This is a genomic window from Microcoleus sp. A003_D6, from assembly GCF_036702825.1.
In the GTDB taxonomy this organism is placed as follows: Bacteria; Cyanobacteriota; Cyanobacteriia; order Cyanobacteriales; family Microcoleaceae; genus Microcoleus.
Genome location: NZ_JAUBWA010000108.1, coordinates 1 through 24,401, shown reverse-complemented (window position 1 = coordinate 24,401; position 24,401 = coordinate 1). Strand labels below are relative to the sequence as shown.

General features: G+C 44.7%; 26 protein-coding genes and 1 pseudogene. 11 read left to right on the top strand and 16 right to left on the bottom strand.

The features are described 5' to 3' along the window. Positions 1 to 195: 195 nt before the first annotated feature. From QUB70_RS24725 to QUB70_RS24715, 3 genes are all read right to left on the bottom strand, one after another. On the bottom strand, positions 196 to 660 hold the full coding sequence (locus QUB70_RS24725; RefSeq protein ID WP_332984048.1) for a DUF3598 family protein: 465 nt from the start codon (positions 658 to 660) through the stop codon (positions 196 to 198). Between the two features lie 23 nt (positions 661 to 683). Next, on the bottom strand, positions 684 to 1,754 hold the full coding sequence (locus QUB70_RS24720; protein ID WP_332984047.1) for an FAD-dependent monooxygenase: 1,071 nt from the start codon (positions 1,752 to 1,754) through the stop codon (positions 684 to 686). Positions 1,755 to 1,965: 211 nt separating this feature from the next. Then, on the bottom strand, positions 1,966 to 2,517 hold the full coding sequence (locus QUB70_RS24715) for a DUF2854 domain-containing protein (protein ID WP_332984046.1): 552 nt from the start codon (positions 2,515 to 2,517) through the stop codon (positions 1,966 to 1,968). Positions 2,518 to 2,597: 80 nt separating this feature from the next. Here QUB70_RS24715 and QUB70_RS24710 point away from each other — a divergent pair, with 80 nt between their 5' ends. After that, positions 2,598 to 3,098 (top strand): hypothetical protein, encoded by a 501-nt coding sequence (locus QUB70_RS24710; RefSeq protein ID WP_332984045.1) that lies wholly within the window; start codon positions 2,598 to 2,600, stop codon positions 3,096 to 3,098. Positions 3,099 to 3,301: 203 nt separating this feature from the next. After that, positions 3,302 to 3,472, top strand: coding sequence for a hypothetical protein (locus QUB70_RS24705; protein ID WP_332984044.1), 171 nt, complete (start codon positions 3,302 to 3,304; stop codon positions 3,470 to 3,472). A gap of 295 nt (positions 3,473 to 3,767) precedes the next feature. On the opposite strand, the gene ppk1 is transcribed toward QUB70_RS24705, so the two are convergent. The 5 genes from ppk1 to QUB70_RS24680 form a co-directional block, all read right to left on the bottom strand. After that, on the bottom strand, positions 3,768 to 5,954 hold the full coding sequence (gene ppk1, locus QUB70_RS24700) for a polyphosphate kinase 1 (protein WP_332984049.1): 2,187 nt from the start codon (positions 5,952 to 5,954) through the stop codon (positions 3,768 to 3,770). Between the two features lie 198 nt (positions 5,955 to 6,152). Further along, positions 6,153 to 6,800: a Uma2 family endonuclease gene (locus QUB70_RS24695; RefSeq protein WP_332984043.1), complete on the bottom strand. Its 648-nt coding sequence runs from the start codon at positions 6,798 to 6,800 to the stop codon at positions 6,153 to 6,155. Between the two features lie 223 nt (positions 6,801 to 7,023). After that, on the bottom strand, positions 7,024 to 7,188 hold the full coding sequence (locus QUB70_RS24690) for a hypothetical protein (protein ID WP_332984042.1): 165 nt from the start codon (positions 7,186 to 7,188) through the stop codon (positions 7,024 to 7,026). 170 nt (positions 7,189 to 7,358) lie between these two features. After that, a complete protein-coding gene (locus QUB70_RS24685) occupies positions 7,359 to 11,144 on the bottom strand; it encodes a HEAT repeat domain-containing protein (RefSeq protein ID WP_332984041.1) in 3,786 nt (1,261 codons plus the stop codon). Positions 11,145 to 11,306: 162 nt separating this feature from the next. Beyond that, complete coding sequence (locus QUB70_RS24680) at positions 11,307 to 11,525, bottom strand: helix-turn-helix domain-containing protein (RefSeq protein WP_006632503.1); 219 nt, start codon at positions 11,523 to 11,525, stop codon at positions 11,307 to 11,309. Between the two features lie 298 nt (positions 11,526 to 11,823). Between QUB70_RS24680 and QUB70_RS24675 the strand changes: the two genes are divergently transcribed. Continuing rightward, the gene (locus tag QUB70_RS24675) at positions 11,824 to 12,294 is read left to right on the top strand and encodes a hypothetical protein (protein ID WP_332984040.1); all 471 of its coding nucleotides are present in this window, start codon (positions 11,824 to 11,826) and stop codon (positions 12,292 to 12,294) included. A gap of 144 nt (positions 12,295 to 12,438) precedes the next feature. Here QUB70_RS24675 and QUB70_RS24670 read toward each other — a convergent pair whose 3' ends face one another. Then, the gene (locus QUB70_RS24670; protein WP_332984039.1) at positions 12,439 to 13,827 is read right to left on the bottom strand and encodes a UDP-glucose dehydrogenase family protein; all 1,389 of its coding nucleotides are present in this window, start codon (positions 13,825 to 13,827) and stop codon (positions 12,439 to 12,441) included. Here QUB70_RS24670 and QUB70_RS24665 point away from each other — a divergent pair. After that, positions 13,811 to 14,176, top strand: a complete 366-nt coding sequence (locus QUB70_RS24665; protein WP_332984037.1) for a hypothetical protein — start codon at positions 13,811 to 13,813, stop codon at positions 14,174 to 14,176. The two genes, QUB70_RS24670 and QUB70_RS24665, sit on opposite strands and share 17 nt — an antisense overlap. Here QUB70_RS24665 and QUB70_RS24660 read toward each other — a convergent pair. From QUB70_RS24660 to QUB70_RS24645, 4 genes are all read right to left on the bottom strand, one after another. Further along, the gene (locus QUB70_RS24660) at positions 14,123 to 15,061 is read right to left on the bottom strand and encodes a UDP-glucuronic acid decarboxylase family protein (protein WP_332984036.1); all 939 of its coding nucleotides are present in this window, start codon (positions 15,059 to 15,061) and stop codon (positions 14,123 to 14,125) included. The genes QUB70_RS24665 and QUB70_RS24660 overlap by 54 nt on opposite strands. A gap of 545 nt (positions 15,062 to 15,606) precedes the next feature. Next, positions 15,607 to 16,020: an HNH endonuclease gene (locus QUB70_RS24655; RefSeq protein WP_332984035.1), complete on the bottom strand. Its 414-nt coding sequence runs from the start codon at positions 16,018 to 16,020 to the stop codon at positions 15,607 to 15,609. 3 nt (positions 16,021 to 16,023) lie between these two features. Beyond that, complete coding sequence (locus tag QUB70_RS24650) at positions 16,024 to 16,566, bottom strand: hypothetical protein (RefSeq protein ID WP_332984033.1); 543 nt, start codon at positions 16,564 to 16,566, stop codon at positions 16,024 to 16,026. Between the two features lie 3 nt (positions 16,567 to 16,569). After that, complete coding sequence (locus QUB70_RS24645; RefSeq protein ID WP_332984032.1) at positions 16,570 to 17,058, bottom strand: helix-turn-helix domain-containing protein; 489 nt, start codon at positions 17,056 to 17,058, stop codon at positions 16,570 to 16,572. Positions 17,059 to 17,587: 529 nt separating this feature from the next. On the opposite strand from QUB70_RS24645, the gene QUB70_RS24640 reads away from it, so the two are divergent. The 5 genes from QUB70_RS24640 to QUB70_RS24620 all read left to right on the top strand — a co-directional run bounded on the left by QUB70_RS24640 (position 17,588) and on the right by QUB70_RS24620 (position 22,377). Then, positions 17,588 to 20,044: a hypothetical protein gene (locus QUB70_RS24640; RefSeq protein ID WP_332984031.1), complete on the top strand. Its 2,457-nt coding sequence runs from the start codon at positions 17,588 to 17,590 to the stop codon at positions 20,042 to 20,044. Between the two features lie 153 nt (positions 20,045 to 20,197). Next, complete coding sequence (locus tag QUB70_RS24635) at positions 20,198 to 20,614, top strand: hypothetical protein (protein ID WP_332984030.1); 417 nt, start codon at positions 20,198 to 20,200, stop codon at positions 20,612 to 20,614. Then, positions 20,611 to 21,192: an Imm30 family immunity protein gene (locus QUB70_RS24630; RefSeq protein WP_332984029.1), complete on the top strand. Its 582-nt coding sequence runs from the start codon at positions 20,611 to 20,613 to the stop codon at positions 21,190 to 21,192. Before QUB70_RS24635 ends, QUB70_RS24630 begins: the two co-directional genes overlap by 4 nt. A gap of 167 nt (positions 21,193 to 21,359) precedes the next feature. Further along, the gene (locus QUB70_RS24625; protein WP_332984028.1) at positions 21,360 to 21,833 is read left to right on the top strand and encodes a hypothetical protein; all 474 of its coding nucleotides are present in this window, start codon (positions 21,360 to 21,362) and stop codon (positions 21,831 to 21,833) included. Next, positions 21,826 to 22,377: a hypothetical protein gene (locus tag QUB70_RS24620; RefSeq protein ID WP_332984027.1), complete on the top strand. Its 552-nt coding sequence runs from the start codon at positions 21,826 to 21,828 to the stop codon at positions 22,375 to 22,377. The genes QUB70_RS24625 and QUB70_RS24620 overlap by 8 nt, the downstream gene beginning before the upstream one ends. 87 nt (positions 22,378 to 22,464) lie before the next feature. On the opposite strand, the gene QUB70_RS24615 is transcribed toward QUB70_RS24620, so the two are convergent. The 3 genes from QUB70_RS24615 to QUB70_RS24605 all read right to left on the bottom strand — a co-directional run bounded on the left by QUB70_RS24615 (position 22,465) and on the right by QUB70_RS24605 (position 23,523). After that, a complete protein-coding gene (locus tag QUB70_RS24615; protein WP_332984026.1) occupies positions 22,465 to 22,782 on the bottom strand; it encodes a DUF5615 family PIN-like protein in 318 nt (105 codons plus the stop codon). Positions 22,783 to 22,787: 5 nt separating this feature from the next. Continuing rightward, on the bottom strand, positions 22,788 to 23,081 hold the full coding sequence (locus QUB70_RS24610; protein WP_332984024.1) for a DUF433 domain-containing protein: 294 nt from the start codon (positions 23,079 to 23,081) through the stop codon (positions 22,788 to 22,790). A gap of 181 nt (positions 23,082 to 23,262) precedes the next feature. After that, positions 23,263 to 23,523, bottom strand: coding sequence for a hypothetical protein (locus tag QUB70_RS24605; RefSeq protein ID WP_332984023.1), 261 nt, complete (start codon positions 23,521 to 23,523; stop codon positions 23,263 to 23,265). A gap of 63 nt (positions 23,524 to 23,586) precedes the next feature. On the opposite strand from QUB70_RS24605, the gene QUB70_RS24600 reads away from it, so the two are divergent. Continuing rightward, on the top strand, positions 23,587 to 23,817 hold the full coding sequence (locus QUB70_RS24600) for a ribbon-helix-helix domain-containing protein (protein WP_332984021.1): 231 nt from the start codon (positions 23,587 to 23,589) through the stop codon (positions 23,815 to 23,817). A gap of 51 nt (positions 23,818 to 23,868) precedes the next feature. Further along, positions 23,869 to 24,315: pseudogene (locus tag QUB70_RS24595) on the top strand (DUF5958 family protein). Positions 24,316 to 24,401: the final 86 nt, after the last annotated feature.

Here is a 24,401-nt window from a genome sequence, read left to right as displayed (position 1 = left end):
GGCCCATTCCACAAGAAAAAAAATTTTGTGGGATGGGCCGGAGAGCCCGTCCTAGTTATTTTTGCAAGAGGTCTAATTGAAACTTGATTAGGGGTAAGCTCAACTATTAAAATGGTCATTGCTTCCTTCCTCCTTCTTCTTTCCATCCGTTACATCTGTTACAAAATCCGTTGCCGAACTTTCTTCTTCCTTCAACTACACACGCATTTCCTCAATAAAGGAGATACCATCAAAAACGCCATCTTTAAAAGCTTGAGTGCTGCGAACTCGGTGATTTTCGGCGAGTAAAGTCATTGTTTCCACAAAAGTAATCAGTGCGTCATCCTGAGTTTTAGTTGCTCGAAAGCAAATAACTTCCTGGCCTGCATCCCACGCGATCGCCGAAAAATCAGAATAACTGCTAGAAAACAATTTCAGAATCCGATTTTCAAATTCCCCTTGAAAATTTAGCTGGAGGCGAGAACTGTCTGAGTATTCATAATTATTAACTTGTCGGTAGTGACTTCCTTCAATCGAAATGGTAAAATTACCGAAAAAGCTGCGAGTAAACTGTCCGCGAGTATCGGTTTTAATATACTCGCCTTTCCACGTACCGAGATGACGGGTAAAAATTTCAGGAACTTTGTCTAAATCAGGATAGGAAGGTATATTTGCCGACATGGGATTGCTCCTATTTTCTATTTCTAACGGCGACCTATTTTCAGACTCATTTCACGGCTAGTGCGTTGATATTCGTGGACAATAGGTAATCTTTCAGCTTGAAAATTTTCCAGCGCTTCGGCAATGTTAGCACTGTCGGTGAGATGTTGGGCTAAAGACAGACCATCTTCCCAACCGGAAGTCATTCCTCTAGCGCGTGTGGAACTTTTGGCGTGTGCCGCATCACCTATTAGGATAACGCGCCCGTCATAGATTTTTGGTAGGGGGTCAATGTCGTAGGAAAAACGACAGACAATGTTTTCTAAAGGGGTTGACTCAATCACTTTTCGCGCGTCGTCTGGGAGTTTTGCTAGTTCTTCGGGAGGTATGGTGATATTATTAGGTTGGAGTTTTCCTATTTCGGATTCTGTTCGCTCTTTTTCGATAAAGAAACCCCAATGGGTGCGACCTCCGCCAATGTGAAAGAAGTTGGCATAAATTCCCCTACCGCGCACGTAAACAAAAAAGTTTCCTTCGGGACAGAAGCTATTATCTTCGACAATTCCTCGCCAGACAATATCGCCTAAATAGAAAAGTTCTACATCTGGAACGATAAATTGACGAACTTTGGAGACAATTCCATCTGCGCCAATTAAAAGATCGCCTTCCCATTGACTGCCATCTTTAAAGTGGGCGATCGCGCTGTGTTCTGTTTGGGCGATCGACAATAAATCAGCATTAAAATGAATGCAGTCAGCCGGTAACTCGTCGAGGAGTGCTTCTAGAATAGCTTTGCGGTGTACCAGCATTCCTGGGAGTTCATTTTCTTCGTAGGTGACGGGTTCGGAATTGATGACACCGCCGCGCAGGTTGCGAAACTCGAATACTTTGACAGCATCGCCTGAGTTGATAATTTTTTGGGTGACTTGATGGTTTCCGCGATCGAGCGCTTCCATACCTGCTTGTACGATCAGGATACCGCAGCCATCGGTGCGCGGATAAGGGGCTTTTTCAAACAAGTCAACTTCAAACCCTTGTTGAATCAGCAGAATCGCCAGATAAGATCCTGATGTTCCTGCGCCGATAATACCTATCCTGCTTCTTGACGAAACCATTTGTGCTTCTCCTTATTTAAGATTGCCGATCGGTTCTCAACCACTATTGTAATTAAGAGAAATCAAATTTGCGCGATCGCCCAATTGCGGATTAAGCTTTTGCTGGTAGCGACAGGTTTGAAGTTGCCGCTAAAATCAGTATCTGGGTCGATGCAGGATTAATTATTAATTGGCCACTTCAAAATTCACGCACTCAAAACTTAAGACTACTTTAAGCTTGAGTATTTTTAATTAAAGCCAATTCAATTTTGTCATCAGGCTTTTGACTCACTTCTGCGCGCAAACCGGGGCCAAAAAAAGTAGCTATTTTGTCTTGCTTTTCTTCCCAGAGGTCGATCGGGATCAGCGGCGAATAAAACTCTAGAATTAACGCATAAGCACCGTCAACATCAACTTCCCGCAACCCTTGCAGGAGGGGGCGTTCCTCGTCAGTCGGGGCCAGGCCCAAGCGCTCCAAAGCATCATCTAAGTGCGCGGGTTGGCCGTAGCGAAATCGGGTGATATCTTTGCGGACTTGGTTTTGAGTATCTGTGGCCTGACTTTCTCTCAGGAGGAGAACTTCGCCAGAAGTCGGTTCGGTGAACTCCGCCGGTTCGAGTTCAGCCGCTTTCAGGGCCAAACCTCCCAGCAACAGCGGAATTCCATAAAAAAAGCCGGCTAGGTTGAGGGTAGGTCTGTCTGTGAAGTAGGCTCCGAACCCGACTGCTGCTATAATACCGCCAACAACTAAGGCTAGGTTTGCTAAAGAAATTTTACGTAACATATTTAGTGAGGTAGTTAGCTGAAATCAACAATATACTTTAATTATTATCTGTCAAGAAGTCTTGAATAAATTTAGTTTTTTTGCCAAAAGACTTGCAAAAACTGCTAGCATCTATGAGCGCGGGAGCGGTGTGCATCCACAGTCTTGTCTCTAGCTTCAGAAGCTTATCCTGCCGGACTCGCCCGAGCGCGCCACCGGTAAATATCCGTGTTAATTGCGCGGCGTTGGTTCCAGAAGGCAATCGAGATCGGCAGTATCATCAAAGTATACAGAGTGGCGATCGCGATCGACCCTCTTGCCCTTTCAACCACTTTTGGGACATGATTAAAGACGAAGACAAACAAATTGCTGGAGCAAACAAGTCTGTTCTAGAGCAGATTAACTCGCTCAAACGGGAAGATGAAAGGCTTTATAATATCTTAGCCATAGATGTCTGGGCCCTAGCCAAGACAATGGATGAATATCAACCGGGATTTTGGTCTGCTTTTATGAAAAACCGCGAGAAGGCCCTGAAGCGATTTTTAACTGAAGTGATGAAAAACAAACCCGCAGATAATAAGCGTCCGCCTTTTTTGCGCTAAAAATTGGCTGAAGTTTAGCTGAAGTTTTGATGTACAATCAGGCTATAGCACAGACCCAAAAACCCTGAGCACGTTCATCACTTACAATATAAAAATAGTGAAGGATTGGCTAAAAAAAGGTAGTCGGTGAATTTAAGAATTCCTGTCTGTTCGCAGGGGAATGTCAAATATTTTTGTTAATAGTAGCAAAAGGGAAAAAAACAATGGATGCACAGACAATCAAAGAGCGCGTAGCAGAGATCGAAGTCAAGCGGGAATCTCTGGTGCGGCTGTTAGACCGATCGGACTTGGGAGCCCTGAGAATAGATGTGAGTCAGGCGATCGAGGAAATTGACGATCTCTTAGAAGAATTCAAGCGGACTTTTGACAGTTAAGTAGTCAGTAGTCAGTAGTCAGTAGTCAGCAGTCAGTAGTCAGTAGTCAGTAGTCATTAGTTGTCAGTGGTCATTAGTTATCGCGCATTTAATCTGCATATTTCGGTGTATTAAAACTTTGTGGGGCGGGCATCTTGCCCGCCCTAAAAGTTAAAATTAAATGCAGTACAGCTTAATAGCTAACAAGAACTGACAACGACTAACTGCAAATTTGACCAATAACCACTGACAAACGACTAACTGCAAATTTGACCAACTGTCAACTGTCAACTGTCAACTGTCAACTGACAACTGACTAATTCAAAACCATGTCCATCAAAATTTGCTGAGAGCTCACTTCCGGGCAATTAGCAGGCGGCCGCCGCTGAGAGTAGTTTCCTCCCGGCTGCAAATCCCAAGCTTGGCGGTTATCCGCCAGCATCACTCCCAAAATTTCTTGCAACTCCTTAGCAATTGTCTGGTCTTCCACCTGAACGATCGCCTCAACCCGCCTTGTGAGATTGCGCTGCATCCAGTCAGCAGAACCAATATACACCTCTTCATCGCCACCGTTGAAAAAATAAAACATCCGAGAATGCTCTAAAAACCGACCGACAATACTGATAACTCTGATATTTTCGCTAACACCTTCAACGCCGGGACGCAAACAGCAAATCCCCCGAATAATCAAATCAATTTTGACTCCCGCTTGCGAAGCTTCATACAAAGCAACAATAATTTGAGGGTCAACTAAAGCGTTCATTTTAGCGACAATGCGCCCGCAGCTACCGCTACCAGTTTCGGCATTCAAGCGGCAGAATTCGATCTCGCGGCGGATTAAAGCTAAAAATCGATCGCGCATATTGACAGGGGCCACCAATAATTTGCGATAAGATACCTGCCGCGAATAACCAGTCAAATAATTAAACAAATCCGCCAAATCCGATCCCAAATCCTCGCGACAACTCAACAAACCCACATCGGTATACAGTCCGGCTGTTTTGGGATTGTAATTTCCGGTGCCGATGTGGACGTAGCGGCGGATGTACCCGTCCTCGCGGCGCACTACCATCACAATCTTGGTGTGGGTTTTGAGTCCCACCAAACCGTAAACTACGTGGACTCCAGCTTGTTCTAACTTGCGAGCCCAATTAATATTATTTTCTTCGTCGAACCTAGCTTTGAGTTCTACTAAAACGGCTACCTGCTTGCCGTTTTCCGCTGCTTGAATTAAGGCGCTGACGATCGGCGAATCTCCAGAAGTCCGGTATAAAGTCATCTTAATCGCTAACACGGAGCGATCGTGCGCCGCCTCAGTAATAAACCGCTGCACCGTCGCGGCAAACGAATGATAGGGATGGTGCAGCATCACATCCCCCTGGCGGATCGCAGTGAAAATATCCTCGCCCTCGTCAGCATCCAACATCGATTTGTTGTCTGCAATCCTTGCCGATTCCGAGTTCCGCAAACGCGGCGGCACAACCGGAGTCCAAGGCTGGTCTTTGAGTTCCGGCACCGGCAGCCCGATAAGAGACATCAAATCCTTGAGGCCTAGCAGCCCCTCTACGACGTAAACATCTTGCTCGCCGAGCACCAACTCATCCCTCAGCATATCTCGCAGGGCAGGCGGCATAATCGCTTGAATTTCCATCCGCACCGCAGAACCTGCAAACCGGCGCTTGCGGAGCTCCTGTTCTATAGCCAGCAGCAAATCCTCTGCCTCATCTTCCTCCACCGTCAAATCGGAATTGCGAGTAATGCGGAACGGGTGATATTCCTCAACGTCCATCCCCGGAAACAAAGCTTCTAAATTGTGGGCAATCACCTGTTCGAGGGGCACGCCAGTCCAAACAGGAGATTTGCCCCTCTGCTGCCACTGCAAATCTCCCGGCAGTGGCAAAAACCTCGGCAACACCTGCGGTACTTTGACGCGGGCAAACAATTCTTCGCGCGTGTCGGGGTCTCTGACTACTACTGCTAAATTGAGGCTGAGATTGGAAAGGAAGGGGAAAGGGTGGCTGGGGTCAACTGCTAGGGGAGTGAGTACGGGAAATACTTGTTCTTTGAAGTAGCGGTGCAAGTAATTTCGCTGTTCTTGATTGAGGTCGATGTAGTCGAGAATGTAGATGCCGCTTGCTGCTAATTTTGGCCGCAGGGTTTGCTCAAAATACGAGTGCTGCTGAGTAACCATCGGCAAAAGCCGCTTGTTGATGGCATCTAGCTGTTCTTGGGGCGTGCTGCCGTCGGAGGTCAATTTGCTGACTTTTGCTTCTACTTGCTGTTTGAGGGCAGCCACGCGCACCATGAAGTATTCGTCTAGGTTGGAGCTAAAAATAGCCAGAAATTTGAGTCTTTCTAGGAGGGGCGTGCGGGGGTCGAGGGCTTCGTGGAGCACGCGGTTGTTGAATTCTAGCCAGCTTTGTTCTCGGTTGAAGTAATATTGAGGATCGCTGAGGTTGATTTCAGTGTAGGTTTTCGCGGGGGTCTTTTTTGGCTTGGGCATGGTTTGGGGGAGTCTTTGGGAGGCTCGGTTTATGGCATCTCTAGCAATAGTATTGTAGGTTAAACTATTTGTTCGCATCTGTCGATCGTACATTTTTGTCTGTCACCAGGGAAGGTATTGCAGGGAACATAAGCAGTCTGGAGAGAGCCACTGTTATATTTATTGTCAGTACGATCGCCCGTTTTTACTCTCCAATATTCATCGCGATCGCAACAATTCTTCAAACTCTCGCAGCGCCACACTAGAACCAATCTGCCAGCCCCGATCGCAATATTGAGGAATTAAGGTTTTGAGATCGTAACCGGGAAACCAGCGACTAATTTGAGACTCTCGATACTGCTGCGAATCGAACTGATAAATCGACAATTGACTTTGACGGTAAACCCATAGTTCTAAAGGTGCGATCGCTTCATAATCTTCTGGTTTAGTCGTGCAAGTCAGATCGATTTCAATCGCTAAATCTGGGGGCGGATCTGTTTCTAAATCTATTCGCTCTTTTCCTAAAATATCTGCGCGATTGTCGATGTAAAAACAATAATCTGGTTCGATTCCTTGTTGGTTAATGCGCTTGAGGGTAATTGGGGTAAATGCGTCCCAATCTCTGCATTCATGTCGCAGTAAAGCTTTGACCAAATCTGCCAGTATATCTGAATTTTTACCGTGTCTGGGCAATGGAGACATAATTCTAATTTCTTGGGTTTTGCTGCTGTAGCGAATTCTCAATCCAGCTTTATCTTCTCGACGGGCTAGCAATGCTTCATAATCTTCCCAAGTTCTAAATCGCAGAATAAGTTCGTCTCCTGGCGCGAGGGAAATTGTATCTTCACTAATTGTTGGTAATACCATATTTTAATTTCCTGCAAAGCTCGCCTCTTTCCAATTCTAGCACAGTTATATAGCAGTTGACAGTTACATAGTACCCGAATCAAACCGTTTCTCGATTTCTCGATCGAGGGAGAGGGACTCTATTCATGAGGTTATTTATATCCGCCCGATCCAATTCTGCACCGCATCCAACAAATCCTCTCCATCCACCGGAAAACCTGTTAACGGCAATTCCAGCGGTCGGTTAAGCGTGCCATGCTTGATAAAATTCTGGGTAAGTCATATTTTCGGCACACTCCCAGATGATTTCGTGACATCTTTCATTCCGACCAAAATCATTTTTGTAGATTTCGGAAGTTAGGCGATTTTTCAAACCTGAGACTGCGGTGGCGAAGTGTTTACCTTTCATAATTTTCAGTAAGCTATCTGCCGGGTCAAAAATAGAATATTCAGGGTGATACTTAGGAATCAACTCTATTAAAGTCGCGATCGCAACTGGGTGATATTCCTCTATTTCCCCTAAGCTAGATGCCGCTCGACACCGGGTATCTGGGTTAGCTGAGTTGCGGATTAACTCGACTAAATGGCGATCGCAACTGGGTTATTGTTGTCTATTCTCCCTAAGCTTTCTGCCGCTTGACACAGGGTAGTTTCATTACCGGAATTGCGGATTAACTCGACTAAAGCGGCGATCGCCACTGGGTTATCTTTGCCTATTGCCCCTAAGCATTCTGTCGCTATAAACCCGGTATATGCATTCTCAGAAGTACCGAGCAACTCCACTAAAGCGGAGATCGCAACTGGGTTATTTTTGCCTATTTTCACTAATTTATTTACTAATTCCGATAGATTTAGATACATATTATAAGAAGTACCGAGCAACTTGACTAAAACGGAGAGTGTAACTGGGTTATTGTTGTCTATTTTTACTAAGCATTCTGCCGCTATCATCCAGGTATATTCACCTTGAGAAGTACCGAGCAACTCGACTAAAGCGGAGATTGCCTCTGGGTTATTTTTGCCTATTGCCCCTAAGCTTTTTATCGCTTGACACCGGGTACTTTCAGCACCGGAATTGCGGATTAATTCGACTAAAGCGGCGATCGCCACTGGGTTATCTTTGCCTATTTTACCTAAGCTATCTGCCGCTGACCACCGAGTCCTTTCATTGGAATTGCGGCTTAACTCGACTAAAGCGCTGATTGCAACTGGGTTATCTTTATCTATTTTCCCTAAGCATTCTGCCGCTCGCCACCGGGTAACTTTTTTATTACCTGACTTGCGAATTAACTCGACTAAAGCAGCGATTGCAACTGGGTTATTTTTGCCGATTCTTGCTAATTTTTGTGCTGCTTGATAACGAGTATCTTTAGGACGGTAGTTGCGGATTGACTCCAATAAAGTTTCGATCGCTACCGGGTTATCTTTGTCTATCCTACCTAAAATTTCTGCCGCTCGCTCTTGGGTAACTTTATGATCTGAAGTGCGAATTAACTCGACTAAAGCGGCGATCGCAACTGGATTATTTTTGCCTATTTTCACTAAGCTATATGCCAATATTATACAGGTAGGTACGTTATGCCGACAGTAATGCGGGTAGAAATGGTTATGATCTGAATTGCGGATTAGTTCTACTAAAACTGCGATCGCTTCTGGGCTATCTTTGCCTATTTTCCCCAAGCTATATGCCACTCGCTTCTCGGTCTTTTTCTCAACTGACTTGCGGAGTAACTCGACTAAAGTGGCGATCGCAACTGGGTTATTTTTTTCTATTTTCCCTAAGCTCTCTGCCGCTACACACCGGGTATGTTCATCCTGAGAAGTACCGATTAACTCGACTAAAGCGGAGATAGTTTCTGGGCTACCTTTGCCTATTTCCCCTAAGCTTTTTGTCGCTCGCCTCCGGGTATATTCATCACCTGAATTGCGGATTAGCTCGACTAAAGCGGAACCCGCTTTTTCCCGATCCGTCTCTTTCAGAACTTCCCTTGCTCTATCGACAATTGGATCGAGAAATGTCCGCCAATCCTGTTTTTGCTTATTTAAATAACCAAATCCCCAAATAACAATCTGCGACACAATCTCATCAGCAAGACTACAATCCTTAAACTCAGCAATCCCCGCAGCCGCTAGAAAATATGCCCGATATCCATAAAATTTATCCCACCCAACCTTAAACTTAACCAACGCCTTAATAAACGCTTCCTTCTCCTCCTTCCCTACTTCCTCGCGCCCCAACCACAGCAAAATAACCTCTTTCCACTGCTTCTCAAAAATGCGATACCTAGCATCAGGATGTTGCGGATTCTTAGGAAAGTGATTCAAGAAAAAGTGCCAATCCTCAACCGCCAACGCCGCAAAATATTCCTGAAAACTCGGATGATAAAAAGCATAAATCCCCTCTGCCGTCTCTGCATCTCTCGCGACTAAATTCAGCCAACCCAAATCGCCAGCCAACTCAAACTGCGATTCACCCATCACCCGATATCCCACACTTTCACGTAACTGAAACCGATCCGTTTCATTTAACATCCCAGCCAGAGCCAATTTCCCCAAAGCCGCATTCAAATCCTGCTGCTGAATCAAATTCAGGCGCGGTTTTTTCCACTGATACAAAGTAGTCACAAACCGCTGATAAAGCTTAGCCTTAGTATCCGGTAAATCCCCATCCAACGACTGCCAAATACGGCACAGCAGCGAACATCTGAGGGGATTTTTGACTAAATCTCGAATTCGTTCTTTTCCCGATGCTGCTAATGCTTCCCGTAGCTGTTGGGAAAGAACCCCCCCAGCCCCCCTTGGTAAGGGGGGAGCAAGAGTTTCTGCTGTATTTTGGGTTGGGAATGATGAAGTAAGAATATCCCCTTCTTCTCTTGTCCCCCCCCTTGGCAAGGGGGGGTTAGGGGGGGTTCCAAACCATTTATCAATAAACATTTCCACCTGTTCGGGATAGGAAAACTCCAGAGTGCGATAAGTATCAAAAGTATCCAACGCAGAGCCGATCGCATCCCAAACATTCTGCCGACAACTTAGCACAATCCGCGCCCTTTGAACACAGCCGCCCGTTCTAATTTGCCGCTGAATTTCCGCCAAAGGATTACCATCCCCCGCAGCCATCTCATCCGCCCCATCCAACACCAACCAAACGCGCTCAGCATTAAACTGTGCCAAAAAATCATCCTTAATATCCGCCGTCGCCTCAGCCTTCCCAATTCTCTTAATTGCCGCCAGCAGCCAACTATCAAATAAATACGATTCTAATTCCTTCCCCTGCAAATCTGCCAAGGATACCCAAATAACAATCGCCTCCGAAATCTCCTCAGCTACCCAATTAGCAATCTGCCGCAACAGCGTTGTTTTTCCCGCCCCCGGTTCCCCAATAATTCCTAACCGCTTCCCATTGCTTTTCGGGCTACTTCCTTGCTGGATCACTTGCTCAAGAAACTCGCTATGTTCAAATGTTTGAGTAACTTCTTTTTCTCGGTACAAATCCGAACCTTCCTCAGCCGCCACATCCTCGCGTCGCTGAGTCACTTTCTGCCGTTCCACTAATCCCAGCGGTACATAAACATCATCAATTTGATGGTTGCCAAAAGTTAGCCGATTGCTACTCAGTCGCTGCTGTTCTTTCTCGTATAATATCTGCTGGCAAATAGCTTGCCAGTCAATCGGCACGTAAGCAATGCGGCTCTTTTCCACTATCTCCTCAAGCAAAGCCTTTAGCTGTTCCATCAAAGCGTGAGTTTCGGCGGTTTGGGTATCATTTCGCGTTAAACTTTGCGCTGTAAAAATATGGAAAACTTTTTCATTGTCCTTGATTTCCTCGGCAAAGTACGCAGATACTAAGCTAAATAAATTTTCCTTTGATTTAGCTTGATAAAGTGTGACATCACAATCTTGTAGTGCAATTTCCAGCAGTTTATTTTCAACTTCTTGAAATCGATTTTGGCTTAACTCGTGGCGGGAACTTAGCAGCAATTCTATCTCATCTAAACCTTCTATTGGAATACCAGAAGGGACTGTTTCTTTGTTAACCTGCTTTAATTCAGATTTTAACTGCTTAATCTTCTTATCTAGCCATTCTAAATAAGGACGGTCTTGAGGCAAGTAAATAACTATACCTTTAGAAGCCCTGCGAGACGGCTCAACCAATTCTTTATAACATTCTGAGGCGATTTGTTGTTGAGCTTTCAGGAAAGAACGTTTCAGCGCTTTTTCTAAATCGTGATTGACAACTTTTCCGTTTCGTGATAGCTTGTTTATTCCCTTCAAACAGAGGTGCATGACTGCATCATTGGCTTGAGTGCCCACTATCCCATCGAAAGCGACCTTCAGAAGACCTCCCAATATCGCAGCTTCTAGCATTTAACGGTTCTCCTAATTTCAGGCTCCAAGCGGGTCACTTTAATGATAGGCGATCGACTTTGGTTGCGGGCGATCGACCTATGCTGAAATCATTACATCAAAACTTCGACCGGCACATCAAAAGTCGATCGCTAAAACATTGAATTTAGGCAAAACGTTCAACTATTTTTCTAGGATTACCACGAAATCCTCAATCATCACATCAAAAGTTCGAGCCAACTTGTGGACTGCTGCAAAGTCAACCATTGCCATCCCCTGAGAACGGGCATAATTGCTAATCGTACTGTAGCCCACGCCCGATCGCTCCGCAACTTCCTTGAGCGTCCATCCCTTCTCGGCAGCCAACTCTCGAACCCGCAATCTGACTAAGCCTTTGCTCATATTCGCTATTTACAAAATTTTGGATTTAGTATAATATATCAAAAAGCGATCGCCCCGGTCATTCGATTTTAGATTTTAGATTTTAGATTTTAGATTGACTCTAAAGATGAATCTGGGAGCTTGAACGTTGGTCTAAAATTTTGCGCCTCTCATGGCAGAAATCGGGGCTTGTCTCCGTTTTGCGGCGGAGTCAACCAAACTAAAGACGATCGCCTGTTAAAATTAATCCCGACAGATTATTGCTGTCGATCGCACTTAGCAGAGATAGATTTACCTACTACCACCAGATGCAACTACCATGATATCCGAGAATCAGCTAAGATCGTCAGCGATCGGCGAATCAAAAATTATTCACAAATCGTCGATCGTCAATCCGCGATCGAGATTTGTCACCGAAGAAACAGTAGCACTCCTGTTCAACATATCACCCGAACAGATATACCGAATCGAATGCTGCCACAACGTGGTGTACGTTCATGCTAAAGGCCTGAGTCGATTTGTCAGCTACGCCGATTTCCCCCCAATCTTAGAAGTAAAACGGCCCTGTGCTCAAGATTTTGTCGCGTGGTACAAACGCTGGAAACGGACACAAGCACCAGAATTTTGGACTAAATTCTATACGTACAACTTCAAAACGGCTGTTTCAGTTGACAGCTTGCTTGAGTGGGGTAAATTAGTCGCTACAGTTAAATCGGTAATTTCTGCCTCAGCGCTGCAACAGCTACGAGATGTTTACGCTCAAGAAAAAACATTGATGGAAACTTTTTAAAGTACGCGGGGCGGCTCAACCCGCGATTGTTGGTAGCCAGCAATTGTAAGGTGTTTTTCGGCGCATCCTACGGCTTAGAAATGCTCGTTTGTAAGGTGCGCTGCGGCGCACCCTACAAGTAGAGGTTCCGATCGAAGCTCTTCTTTACCTTCCAATTCCCACATATTGGAAACCAGCCGATTCTAAAGCCTTCTTGTCTAAGAAATTTCGGCCGTCAATCATCACCGGATGATTCATCAACTTCGCCATTTTCTCGTAATCTAAATTACGAAACTGTTCCCAGTCAGTCACCAACACCAAAGCATCGCAACCATCAGCCAGTCTTTCTGCATCGGTTTCTACCAGCACTCCCGACAAACCGTGACGCATCCCAGTTTGAGAAACAATCGGATCGTAAGCTTTAACTTTCGCTCCCAACCGATTCAAACTCTCGATTAAATTCAGCGAAGGAGCATCCCGCAAATCGTCAGTATCCGGCTTGAAAGTCAAACCCAAAAGTCCGACAGTTTTACCTTTGAGAATCTTCAAAACTTGTTGCAACTTTTCAATAGCAATCAACCGCTGGCGTTGGTTAACTTCCACCGCCGCTTTCAGCAAATGCGCCTCGTAGCCGTAATCCTCAGCAGTGTGAACTAAAGCCGAGACATCTTTGGGAAAACAAGAACCGCCCCAACCGATGCCAGCTTGCAAAAACTTGTTGCCAATCCGCGAATCTAAGCCGATACCTCGGGCAACTTGACTAACATCTGCACCGACGCGATCGCAAATATTAGCAACTTCATTAATAAAGCTAATCTTCGTAGCCAAAAAAGCATTAGCTGCGTACTTAATCATCTCTGCGGAACTGATATCAGTCATCACTACAGGAACCTCCGGCAAAGACTGATTTTCTGCAAACTTGCGATCGACAATCGGCCTGTAAAGCTGTAGCATCATATCCATAGCCCGCCGAGAATTGCTTCCCAGAACAATGCGATCGGGATTAAAAGTATCTAAAACAGCACAGCCCTCCCGCAAAAACTCCGGGTTGCTAACCACATCAAATTGAACGCCCGTTTTTGCTGCTACTTCCTCCCCCGTAGCCCCCTCGCTACTTTCAGGTTTTTGACGTTCTGCCAAACCGTCTAGTACAATTCTTCTCACCCAATCCCCCGAACCGATTGGCACTGTAGATTTATTCACGATGACTTTGTAATCGCCGTCGAGGTGAGCTCCGATGCCGCGGGCAACAGCTTCTACGTAGCGAGTATCGCTTTCTCCTGTAGGCAAAGGAGGCGTCCCCACCGCAATAAACAAAATGTCTCCGTGAGCAACTCCTGCGGCCAAATCCGAAGTAAATTCTAGATTGCCCGACGCAGATGCAGAAGACATTAATTCAGACAGTCCGGGTTCAAAAATTGGCGACTGTCCCGACTTCATTAACTTAACTTTTTCTTCGTTGTTGTCTACGCAAATCACGTGGTGGCCGATGTGGGCCAAACAAGTGCCGGTGACTAAGCCAACATATCCAGTACCAATGACGCAAACACGCATAGAAATCTCCTCAAAGCTAGTAAATAAATCAGATGAAAACGAAGGAAGTTCGGCAACGAATTCTGTAACGGATGTAACGGATGTAACGGATGTCAGGAAGTTCGGCAACGGATTCTGTAACGGATGTAACGGATGTCAGGAAGAAGGAAGTTCGGCAACGGATTCAACGGATGTAACGGATGTAACGGATGTAACGGATGTCAGGAAGAAGGAAGAATATCTTGTAGGGGTAGCGCCCCCGTGCCTACCCCTAGAGGTCAACGACGGGGGGTTTTCCCCTACAAATCGGCCGTCTCTACTTTTGGTTTCCCTCGATGCGATCGCGAAAATCCTTGATAGTCAACTCTAAACCTCGATCCAGCGGAACAGTTGGCTCCCACCCCAACCAAGTTTTAGCACGAGTAATATCCGGTTGTCGCTGTTTTGGATCGTCTTCCGGCAGCGGTTTAAAAATAATTTCTGCCCCTGGATTAATCGTATTTTGAATTTTTTGTGCCAGTTCCAATATAGTGTATTCGCCGGGATTCCCCAAATTCATCGGCCCGATTTTGTCGCTATTCATCAAACGAATAAATCCTTCCACCAAATCAGAAACGTAGCAGAAACTCCGCGTTTGGGAACCGTCGCCGTATACTGTCAGCGGTTGATTCCGCAAAGCTTGAGCAATAAAATTGCTCACTACTCTTCCGTCATTTTCCAACATCCGCGGGCCGTAGGTATTGAAGATTCGCACAACTCGAATGTCTACCCCATTTTGACGGTGGTAATCAAAAGATAAAGTTTCAGCTACTCGCTTCCCTTCGTCATAACACGATCTGATACCGATACAATTAACGTTGCCGCGATAATCTTCTGTTTGTGGATGTACGTCAGGATCTCCGTACACTTCGGAAGTGGAAGCGAGAAAGAATCTTGCTTTTACCCGTTTGGCCAATCCCAACATATTCATCGTGCCGATGACGTTTGTTTTAATTGTCTTGACAGGGTTGTACTGATAGTGTATGGGGGAAGCGGGACAAGCCAGATGGTAAATCTGATCTACCTCTAACCGAATCGGTTCCGTGATGTCGTGGCGGATTAGCTCAAAATACGGGTTGTCCAGCCATTTGAGGATATTGCGTTTAGTCCCGGTGTAAAAATTATCCAGGCAGACTACCTCATGTCCTTGGGCCATTAAGCGATCGATTAGGTGGGAACCGAGGAAACCCGCACCGCCTGTGACTAAAATTCTCATTGTGGAAACTGCCGTTCTGTTTAGGGGTAGGACTGGAGTACAAAAATTCAGTCGCTCGAATGAAACTTACTAATAGAATAACAAAATTGCGATCGACAATGTAAAGACTTATGCGTCACTTTTATTAAATCTTTAATTAACTTAGCATTTTCAAATACTTTGAACAAAGTGCTATAATTCGCAAATGTCGGTAGCAATTTTTATTTAAGCTTTAATATTTCCGAAAAAACACTGTTGACAATAATTCAGTTGTGAGTTAATAGATATTAATTGTTTGTTATTTGTGATTGGTGATGCGATCGCTTCTGTCTTGAGTTATCTAATAAAAGGCTGATTCCCTAGGTATGGCTACGCTTCACGGGCTTGTTTGAGAATAGGTTAATCCAGTTTATGTAAACAGGGCTGACGCGCGTCAGAGGCGAGAAACCTGGTTTATTCGTAAATATAGTTGAGAAAGCAAATATTTTTCAGAGAAACCCCGTTTATTTGACCTTAGTCCCAATAAACTAACAGCGAAATTTCAATAGCGTTGTTCTTAGCCTTGTTTATGGATACCGTCCTATATCGATCAAAACTTGACGCTCAAGTATGCGATTTGGAGCATTGAGTTTGAGTAATCTTGCAATAGCTTGACCCATCTGAGTGATGCCTTCTATTCTGGCATCATTAAGAACAAAATGTTCGTCCCATACCAGACGGCGCGGATTAAACAAAGGGACAATTTCGTCATTAATTGGGTCTATAGTAGCTAGATCGGAACCTTTATAACGGTTACAAGATAAACAAGAAAGAGCGAGATTCTCAGCACGAGTTTGACCGCCATGTTTTAAGGCAATGATATGGTCTACTTCATGGCTGTAGATTGAAATATCTTGATGAATCAGGCAATATTCACAGTGTCCTGAAGCTCTTTCAATAACTAATCTGCGAAGTTCGGCAGAAATGGAAGTAGAAGTCATTTATCAAATCGCTGAATAGGCTCTTGCTTTTAGTAAAATCATCAGATGTTCTAGCTGCTCGTAAACATCTAATTCTGCTATTTCCATTGGATCTAGGGTCGATTCGCGGTTTTTGTCAAGCAAAATTTGGAGGCGTGTCTGAGCCTGTTGTGAAACCTTAAAATTAACAATGTCTTGTGGAATTGGACTCTTTATCAAAAAATCAAGAACTTCTTGATAAACTGTGGGAATATCGCCACTATGAGTGGTGATTTCCGGCTCAATAGTTGTGGGCTTTTTCGTTAGTTCTAGAAGTTGCAAAAGCAATTCTGGCAATCGATTTTGCAAAGGTTCTAGACGTTGAGCTAGTTCGTCGGGAATTTGAAGGGTAATTGTTGCCATGTTTTTTAGTGACTGACGCTCTGATTGCATCCTAGCACAAGAGAAGTACGATCGCCCTTTTTTGAGAAATGCAGCGTGCGATCGCCCCGCGCGATCGGGTAAAAGTGCGATCGCCCTTCCTGATTTTAGTCGCTTCACGCTACCAATCAGTTGAATTGTGGCCAAATTTTAGTTAGCGTTGTTATCGTTGATGTCTAGATTTTGTATTGACAATTCTGAATTTGGTGAGGTCGGTATTCGCAGGTTTATAAAAAATACTATTTGATTGTTATCTATATTTATATTCGTTACATTAACAATACAATTTTCCGGTAATAAATCTTTGGGTGGGAATTTAGCAGACGACTGAGTTTTATATCCAGCATCCTCAAGCCATTCAGCAATATTTCTCCAGTTTTCTATCTTTTCAATGCCTTTACCCACAAAGGCTTTAACGTATTTATAAATAGTGGCACACAGGTCAGTTTCAACACCCTTGGGATTCTTTCGCAGCTTTTCGGCGATTTCAGCGGGACTGTTGCCACAAAGCAACCCCCGCAGATGCAGCTTTTCTACGGGGGTGAGAGGTTTTCCCTTAACGTCTGCCAAGTCCGAGTACAGAGTTTTTAAGTCCCAGCGGCTTTCTGCTTCGACGAAGCGATCGTTTGTGGATGCCATAGATTGGTGTCTCTCAAGTTCCTGATGGAATTCTAACATAAATCCTGATGTATATCAGTTTATTGCCAGACTCAGCTAGCGTATGATACGTGAATGCCGAAGCGCAAGTAATGCAATTTACCAGTTAAAACCTTTGTGAGAGGGCTTTTTGGCCGTCACTGACTACACTTAGCGACCTGACAGGGGAGTAAGGCTGAACTTTGGTAAATTTCTCGCTTTGACTCTGGTTTCGACCACTGTCGGTAATTTTTTTAATTTATTTTTTGGGATTTTGCATAATTTTCTGGATTTGCCCCTGATAAATAAATGGGAGGCAGCAATGCTCCTTCTGCGGACTGAGCTATTTGTGAGTGCGATCGGCGAAAGCTTTGCTATGCAAAACTTTTGTCTAGCAAATCTCTCACCTTCGCATAAATTTAGGGCGATCGTCCGATCTAAAAATACAGGCTAGCAAGTCATTTTTTCAGAGATGGAGAAAGACTTTTAGCTCGAATAGGCATAAATCTAGTATTCACACTGAGATTGCAACATGAACATTAATGGAACGTTGGCTGACGATACTCTCAATGGCACCCCCGATGCAGATTTAATCTTTGGACAACAAGGCTCTGACTTAGTGTTTGGCCGTGATGGAGACGACTTAATCTACGGCAAGCAAGGAGATGACAAGCTATACGGTAATGAAGGTAACGATACCGTCTACGATGGCAAAGGTAACGATACAGTTTACGGCGGCAAAGGTGACGATCGGCTGTTTGCTAATGCTGGAGATAACTTGATACACGGCAACGAAGACGAGGATACAGTTGATGGCGGAATAGATAACGATACAGTTTACGGTGGCAAAGGTAATGACAGCTTGTTTGGCAACTTCGGGGATGACATTCTCTATGGAGATAAGGGAGCAGATACATTAACTGGGGGGAATGGTAACGACACTTTTTTTATTGGTAAAAATACTGGGGGTACTGAGCTTTCGGATGCCGATTTGATTGTTGATTATACAGAGGGTGAGGATGTAATTAAGTTAACGAACGATCTTACCTTTGATGACCTCAAGATTTATGTGGGCACAGGGATTAATGCTGGCTACACGATTATTCAGGATGAGTTAACAGGGCAATATTTGGCAGTTTTGGAGGGTGACGGCAGATTGACTATTGCTGATTCTAGCGGGGTTGTGAGTCTGACGCCTGCGCCTTTGCCGACTCCGACGCCTGCGCCGACTCCGACACCTGCGCCGACACCTGCGCCGACTCCGACACCTGCGCCGACACCAGAGCCTTCAATCACCTCAACTCCGACGCCTGCGCCGACACCTGTGACGACTCCGACGCCTGCGCCGACACCAGAGCCTTCAATCACCTCAACTCCGACGCCTGCGCCGACGCCTGTGACGACTCCGACGCCTGTGACGACTCCGACGCCTGCGCCGACGCCTGTGACGACTCCGACGCCTGTGACGACTCCGACGCCTGCGCCGACACCTGTGACGACTCCGACGCCTGCGCCAACTCCGACGCCTGTGACGACGCCAACGCCTGTGACGACGCCAACGCCTGTGACGACTCCGACACCTGTGACGACTCCGACGCCTGCGCCGACTCCGACACCTGTGACGACTCCGACACCTGTGACGACTCCGACACCTGTGACGACTCCGACACCTGTGACGACTCCGACGCCTGTAAAACCGACAGCGTTTGATGAAAAATTCTACCTGGTCAATAATTATGATGCGACCCAAGCCATTTTTAAGAATGAAGTAAAAAATGCTTTGGAACACTATGAGACTGTGGGTAAAGCTCAAAGTCGCGCTAGTGCGCCTTCTCAGGTAAGCACTTTTAACATTGAATTCGACTATCAGTTTGATACCAATGGTTTTTTCAATGACCCCAACCGCCGACAGGTTTTGGAATTAGTCGCTGACTATTGGGAATCAGTCATTCTTGATGAATTTCCCAATGTTCCAGTTGGTACCGAGTTATGGGTCGCAGATCCTCAAAGTCCAACGGGACAAAACAAGAAGGTTGTTTTGGACAAGGAGATCGACGATCTACTAATCTTTGTCGCTGCTCAACCTCTTACAGGCTCTACAGGCTATACCAACGATTTTGCTTTTACGGATGAAACAACTTTTTCCTATGTTTTACCTGATCGGCTCAATGGAGTTAATTATGAACCCTTTGTAGCTAATGTCACGTTTAATACTGCAAACCTCACTGACCTAACTCCATTTGACCTGAGCGATAATACCCCAGGTCAAAGCCTTTTTATCACTGCCGCCCATGAGATAGGACACGCTTTAGGGATTGGTAGTGGACAAGCTTTCAGTGCCAGAACAGTTGGAACCTCTTTTGACGGCCCCAACGCCAGAGCTGCTAATGCAGGCAATCCTATTCCTCTTACTCCCGACCTTGGACATCCAGCCAGTATTGTGAGTAGCGGTGGCCTGCCATCTCTTCTTGGTAACGGCGGTGGTTCTTTAGCATTCATCCCCACAAAGGTTGACTTGGCAATTTTGGCAGATGTTGGCTACAAATTTGACGGATTTACCGTTCAAGATTCAACGCCAACCACTGCAACGGAGGGCGATGATAAAGTCCTTGGCACAGATTTGCCTGATACTCTCAACGGTTTGGGCGGTAACGATCGCATTTACGGTGTCGCTGGCAATGATAGCCTGATTGGAGGTGCTGGCAATGACTTGCTCTATGGTGGTGGAGGTCAGGATACTTTTGTCTTTGGGGCAGCAAATGGTCAAGATGATATCGGTGATTTTGTAGCGGCTGATGACAAGATACAGTTAGCTGCTAGTCTTGGTTTTAGCAGTGGATCTGATGTTTTAGCAGCATCCGGAAACTTCTTTAATGGCCCAAATTCTTTTACTGGAGAGCTGTTTTCTCGGATAACTCTCAGTCCGGGAAATACAATCGAAATATTCCATAAAGATCCCGTAACTGCCGCGAATTTTATCATCCTCTAGTCTAGTCTCCTGACCAGTTTAGAATTAAAGCGATCGCCCTTAATCTCCAAAAGTGCGATCGCCCTTCCCATTCACCAACAGTAATCTTCCACGATTTAATTAAAATAACAAACTATTTTTTAGTATAAAAAAAAGGCATCCTCAACAACAAAAGTGGCAAATAACATACCTAGATTACTTCCAGGTGAAAGCACAGTCGGACAGTTTGGCGACTTGAACAAAATCCGCCGCACAGGGGACAACCTTACACCCCACCATATTCCATCCGATGCTTATATGAAACAAATAGGAATCTCTGGTTACACTAGAAACAAGGGTATTGCTATCTTGATGGAACAGCCATATCCGGGAAGGGGTGGCCGTCATCGGCGTACACAATCCTATGGACAAAGACCAGACTTTAGCCTATCACCCCGGCAAACTCTAGCTCGTGCCGTGTGGGATGTGCGATCGATTTATCGCCAAGATAGGCTGTATGAACCACAGATTAGGCGGAATTTGCAACAAGTCATCAAACAAAACAAGCTGGCATGGTCGGGTACTTTTTATAAAGTGGGAGACATAAGATGAACGCTACTCAATTAATAGAAATATTAAATGCTAATAAATTCATGCGTTCTGATGAGGAAGTAATGAGTTTTGAATTCGCTCTAGCCGAACTTGCCCTACACCCTAACAGCGAATATTTGCCAGAACTCTATCTAGTTTTAGATGACAGATGCGAACAACATGAAGTCATGTATGGTCTCATTCATTTTCTGGAGTCTTTTGAGCTAAAAGACCAGTTGCAGGCGTTTATTGATACCATAGATCGGATGGTTGTTAATGCGAAAGAATGGACAATAATTCTACTTTATGGAATTATAAATCAGGATTTATCCCGGAATTTATATACCAAAATGTTACATTCCAACCATTCTCAAAATCGGGATTTATGTACGCATTTGCTGCGCGAAATAGTTGCCAATGAATCCCCTCCTTTATCTTCCCATGCTGAGTCAGTTATTTCCGGCGCAACTGCGATCGACATTAATATTGATGAAATTCAGAGGGATCTGTCGAGCTTTCTTAAACTCATCCAAGATGGGAATATCTTGGTACTCTTGCAAGACGATCGCCCAATAGCCGAAATTAAACCGATCAAATAAGATGTAAGCCGCTCTCAGGATGAGCGATCGCCCTTTCACCCCAAAAGTGCGATCGCCCTTCCGCCCCAAAGTGCGATCGCCCATATCTACTGAAAAAAATCACTATCCTAAAATCCGTTAATGGTACAATCCTAAATCAAATACCATTTAGCAGTAAACCACTTATCTTGAATAATGGCAGAGATACTTCTGAAGACACCCCAGAAGTTATAGAACAGGATATAATAGACCAAACGATAGAAGTAGGAAGTGGTTGTAACTGGAGAGGCAGTGGAGTAGAACCCCAGTGGGATAATCCAAAATCCATCAAAGCCTACGATCGTATCGATCGCCATCACGGCCCAAAATTGAAACCCCTTAATTTTAGAGGCAGGGCGGCATCCAAAAATCAGCCTCAAGGCCAGTGGCTAAATGCTCAAGACTGGGTAAAAGCGGAACAAGTGACACCGAAATATCCCGGTTGTTATATTATAAATTTCAAGCGTTCTATTGGGAAAGTTCACTATCCCGATGGAACAATTATTGAAAATGTTACCCATGCTTTTATTAGAAGGAAACCAGATGGAACCTTCAAATCTGCTTATCCTGTTCTCAATAATGCCACGCTGTCCTCATTAAATAGGAGCGATGAAGATGAATAAATATAGCAATTTTACAATCCACCTAGAAGAACCTAATTGCGAAAAATATGCCGATCCACCTGATGACTCATTAGGAGAACTTTCGCATTTTGAATTAGGTCTGAAACTATTTTGCTTTGAATGCGATCGTTTAGTATCAATAGAAATAGGTCAAGAAAAAGTCAAGGTTTTTTTAGACCCTGATATCTGCATGGTACTAGAAGATGAACTCCCCAAAAAAATTAGTGAATTATCACAAGGCAAACCCATCAAAATAGAATTTATTGAAAGTGTTTGCCTGACTCTAGAATTACAGCCATTAGCTAACGATCGCATTAGCTGTAATTTCAAAAAGTTTGGATATTTATCTCCAAACGAGTTTACCCTCAAATCTCAAAATCAACAGTTTCAACTGCATAAAACTCAAGTTATTACAGAGTTAAAAGAATTTGTAGAACAACTCATGCAAATGGCCGTCAATGGCGGCTACATCACTCCAGAAGAAAAGCAAGAATTCCTGATGCCACTCGGCAAAATTGTGCCTGCTTCGGCTATCTCCTTATAAAGGCGATCGCCCTTTACGCCCAAAGCCCGATCGCCCTTACTCACCCCTAATATAATTTCCCAAGAATACCTGCTGATTCCTCATATCCTATGCTGAAACAGCATCTATCAACCCCAAAATTCCCCTTAACCGATCGCCCACAGAGTAACGCTGTTTCGACAAGATAATTCCCCCATGACTTCTTCCCTCAACCATATACAGGATATGAAGGCGACAGAAATCACCCACATTGAAGCTATAAATAACCCGATTATCTTCCGTTGCCCAGATTAACTGTTCTTCATCCGTACAACTAAGCTTATTAGCTTCAGCAGCAGTGATGACATCAACCCCAGCATTCCGCAAAGCAACAACCAGTGAATTTTTAATAGAGTCTTCATCCAAATACAAACGAATTTTAGTCACTGTTGTTAACCTGCCATGTGTTCAGCTTCTAATCGTTCAGCCTCTGCTTCCTGCGCCGCTATATCTGCTTCAATCATGTCTTTATTCGTATGATAGAAAGCCAACGCAGCATAAACTTGAGACAAATTTAAATGAGGAATTTCTTGTGCAATCTCCTCTGGACTCAAACCCATCTTATAATCAAAAGCAATGCGTCGCACTGTTACTGCTGTACCCGCAATAATCGGACAGCCACCATGAATTTTGGGATTGGTAGTAATCAGAGTTCCAATATCGATCGCTACTGACATAGCTGGCATAATTTTATCCCTCTCAACTCGCTTATTTTCGATTATACTGCATTTAATTCTCTACTTTTGTGAAATCCTCAAAACTTATCCCAGCAGTAGTTCTTTGAATGCGATCGCCCTTTTGCTCGAAAAGTGCGATCGCCCTCAATAATTTGACAGTTAACTTATCAAAAACCCTCCCTCAAAAAAGTTATCCTCGGCGAGAGGGTAAATCAAACACCACTTCAAATCGGATGTTGGGCACTCTTTGCCGAAACAACTGAAGATGTCCCTCCGCATCCGATCGGCTGCGATAGCGACCGACGATCGCCCATTGCAAGCTGGGAAGCAAGCGGGCAACTGCCCACGGCTTCAAGTATCCTTCGTATTTCATAATAGAGGAGTCTCCATTGCTAAACGGAGCCAGAGCCAGCGCAGAAACTTGGTCGGTGGATGCGCTGGCTTCTGACATTACCCATAAAAGTAACACGAAGTAAGCATTAATGTGCATAAATAAGCATAAAACTGACTGTGGATGCACGAGCTGGACGGGCGAGGTGGCACAATAGGGGAAACTTCCAAGAGATTGCAGGGCATGAGCGACAGCGAGCGGATTTCAGTGGTTTTGCCAACACAGGCTAAAAAGGATCTCGAAAAGTTGTGCGATCTCGAAAAGCGATCGATCTCCAACTTTGTCTACCTTCTGATTCAAGATGCGATCGACCAAGCAAAAGCATCCGGCCAACTCAAATCAACAGATGACTGAAACTAAAAGGAGAACCTCACGTTATATTTGAGCCAGACTTAGGAGAGGCAAATGAATCTAACCGATGAAATTGCAATCAATCAAATTCAACAAGAATTAATTAGCCACGAAGATGCAAAAAACTGGTTTTTAAGCTTCCCAACCGAATACCAGCAGGAAATATTGCAGCGGCTATCCTACATGGCACTCCAAGCAGGAGCAAGAGAAGAAGATGTTTCCCTAGCTATTGCCAAATCAAAACTTCGCCCAACTTACACCCCTTGTGTTTTGCTGAGTAGAGGGCGATAAAAAGAACAAATGGCAAAGCTTTTGAAACTGCCGCCCTCAGAATCTATCAAAACCTTTTTCCTGTTAATGAGTTTATTGGCAATTGCCGATGCGCGCAGGTACTGCAAATATTGTCAAGATGGCTGTAGCCACTGGTGGCATCGTGATTTGAGCGATCGCAAAGTTGTAGATGAAATTCAGCGCCAGTTTCAACAAAGCATTCTTGTTTAAGTTGTAGTAAGGAATGAGAATTAAATAACTTACAATTTTGATGTTCTTGTGGGATGGGCGTCCCGCCCGTCCAGAAAGGGCGGGCG

Bases quoted from the DNA above. Each gene is read 5' to 3' on its own strand.
- QUB70_RS24725 (WP_332984048.1), bottom strand. From the start codon at position 660: ATGTCGGCAAATATACCTTCCTATCCTGATTTAGACAAAGTTCCTGAA.
- QUB70_RS24720 (WP_332984047.1), bottom strand. From the start codon at position 1,754: ATGGTTTCGTCAAGAAGCAGGATAGGTATTATCGGCGCAGGAACATCA.
- QUB70_RS24715 (WP_332984046.1), bottom strand. From the start codon at position 2,517: ATGTTACGTAAAATTTCTTTAGCAAACCTAGCCTTAGTTGTTGGCGGT.
- QUB70_RS24705 (WP_332984044.1), top strand. From the start codon at position 3,302: ATGGATGCACAGACAATCAAAGAGCGCGTAGCAGAGATCGAAGTCAAG.
- ppk1 (WP_332984049.1), bottom strand. From the start codon at position 5,954: ATGCCCAAGCCAAAAAAGACCCCCGCGAAAACCTACACTGAAATCAAC.
- QUB70_RS24695 (WP_332984043.1), bottom strand. From the start codon at position 6,800: ATGGTATTACCAACAATTAGTGAAGATACAATTTCCCTCGCGCCAGGA.
- QUB70_RS24690 (WP_332984042.1), bottom strand. From the start codon at position 7,188: ATGAAAGGTAAACACTTCGCCACCGCAGTCTCAGGTTTGAAAAATCGC.
- QUB70_RS24685 (WP_332984041.1), bottom strand. From the start codon at position 11,144: ATGCTAGAAGCTGCGATATTGGGAGGTCTTCTGAAGGTCGCTTTCGAT.
- QUB70_RS24680 (WP_006632503.1), bottom strand. From the start codon at position 11,525: ATGAGCAAAGGCTTAGTCAGATTGCGGGTTCGAGAGTTGGCTGCCGAG.
- QUB70_RS24675 (WP_332984040.1), top strand. From the start codon at position 11,824: ATGATATCCGAGAATCAGCTAAGATCGTCAGCGATCGGCGAATCAAAA.
- QUB70_RS24665 (WP_332984037.1), top strand. From the start codon at position 13,811: ATGACGCAAACACGCATAGAAATCTCCTCAAAGCTAGTAAATAAATCA.
- QUB70_RS24670 (WP_332984039.1), bottom strand. From the start codon at position 13,827: ATGCGTGTTTGCGTCATTGGTACTGGATATGTTGGCTTAGTCACCGGC.
- QUB70_RS24660 (WP_332984036.1), bottom strand. From the start codon at position 15,061: ATGAGAATTTTAGTCACAGGCGGTGCGGGTTTCCTCGGTTCCCACCTA.
- QUB70_RS24655 (WP_332984035.1), bottom strand. From the start codon at position 16,020: ATGACTTCTACTTCCATTTCTGCCGAACTTCGCAGATTAGTTATTGAA.
- QUB70_RS24645 (WP_332984032.1), bottom strand. From the start codon at position 17,058: ATGGCATCCACAAACGATCGCTTCGTCGAAGCAGAAAGCCGCTGGGAC.
- QUB70_RS24640 (WP_332984031.1), top strand. From the start codon at position 17,588: ATGAACATTAATGGAACGTTGGCTGACGATACTCTCAATGGCACCCCC.
- QUB70_RS24630 (WP_332984029.1), top strand. From the start codon at position 20,611: ATGAACGCTACTCAATTAATAGAAATATTAAATGCTAATAAATTCATG.
- QUB70_RS24620 (WP_332984027.1), top strand. From the start codon at position 21,826: ATGAATAAATATAGCAATTTTACAATCCACCTAGAAGAACCTAATTGC.
- QUB70_RS24610 (WP_332984024.1), bottom strand. From the start codon at position 23,081: ATGCCAGCTATGTCAGTAGCGATCGATATTGGAACTCTGATTACTACC.
- QUB70_RS24605 (WP_332984023.1), bottom strand. From the start codon at position 23,523: ATGTCAGAAGCCAGCGCATCCACCGACCAAGTTTCTGCGCTGGCTCTG.
- QUB70_RS24600 (WP_332984021.1), top strand. From the start codon at position 23,587: ATGCACGAGCTGGACGGGCGAGGTGGCACAATAGGGGAAACTTCCAAG.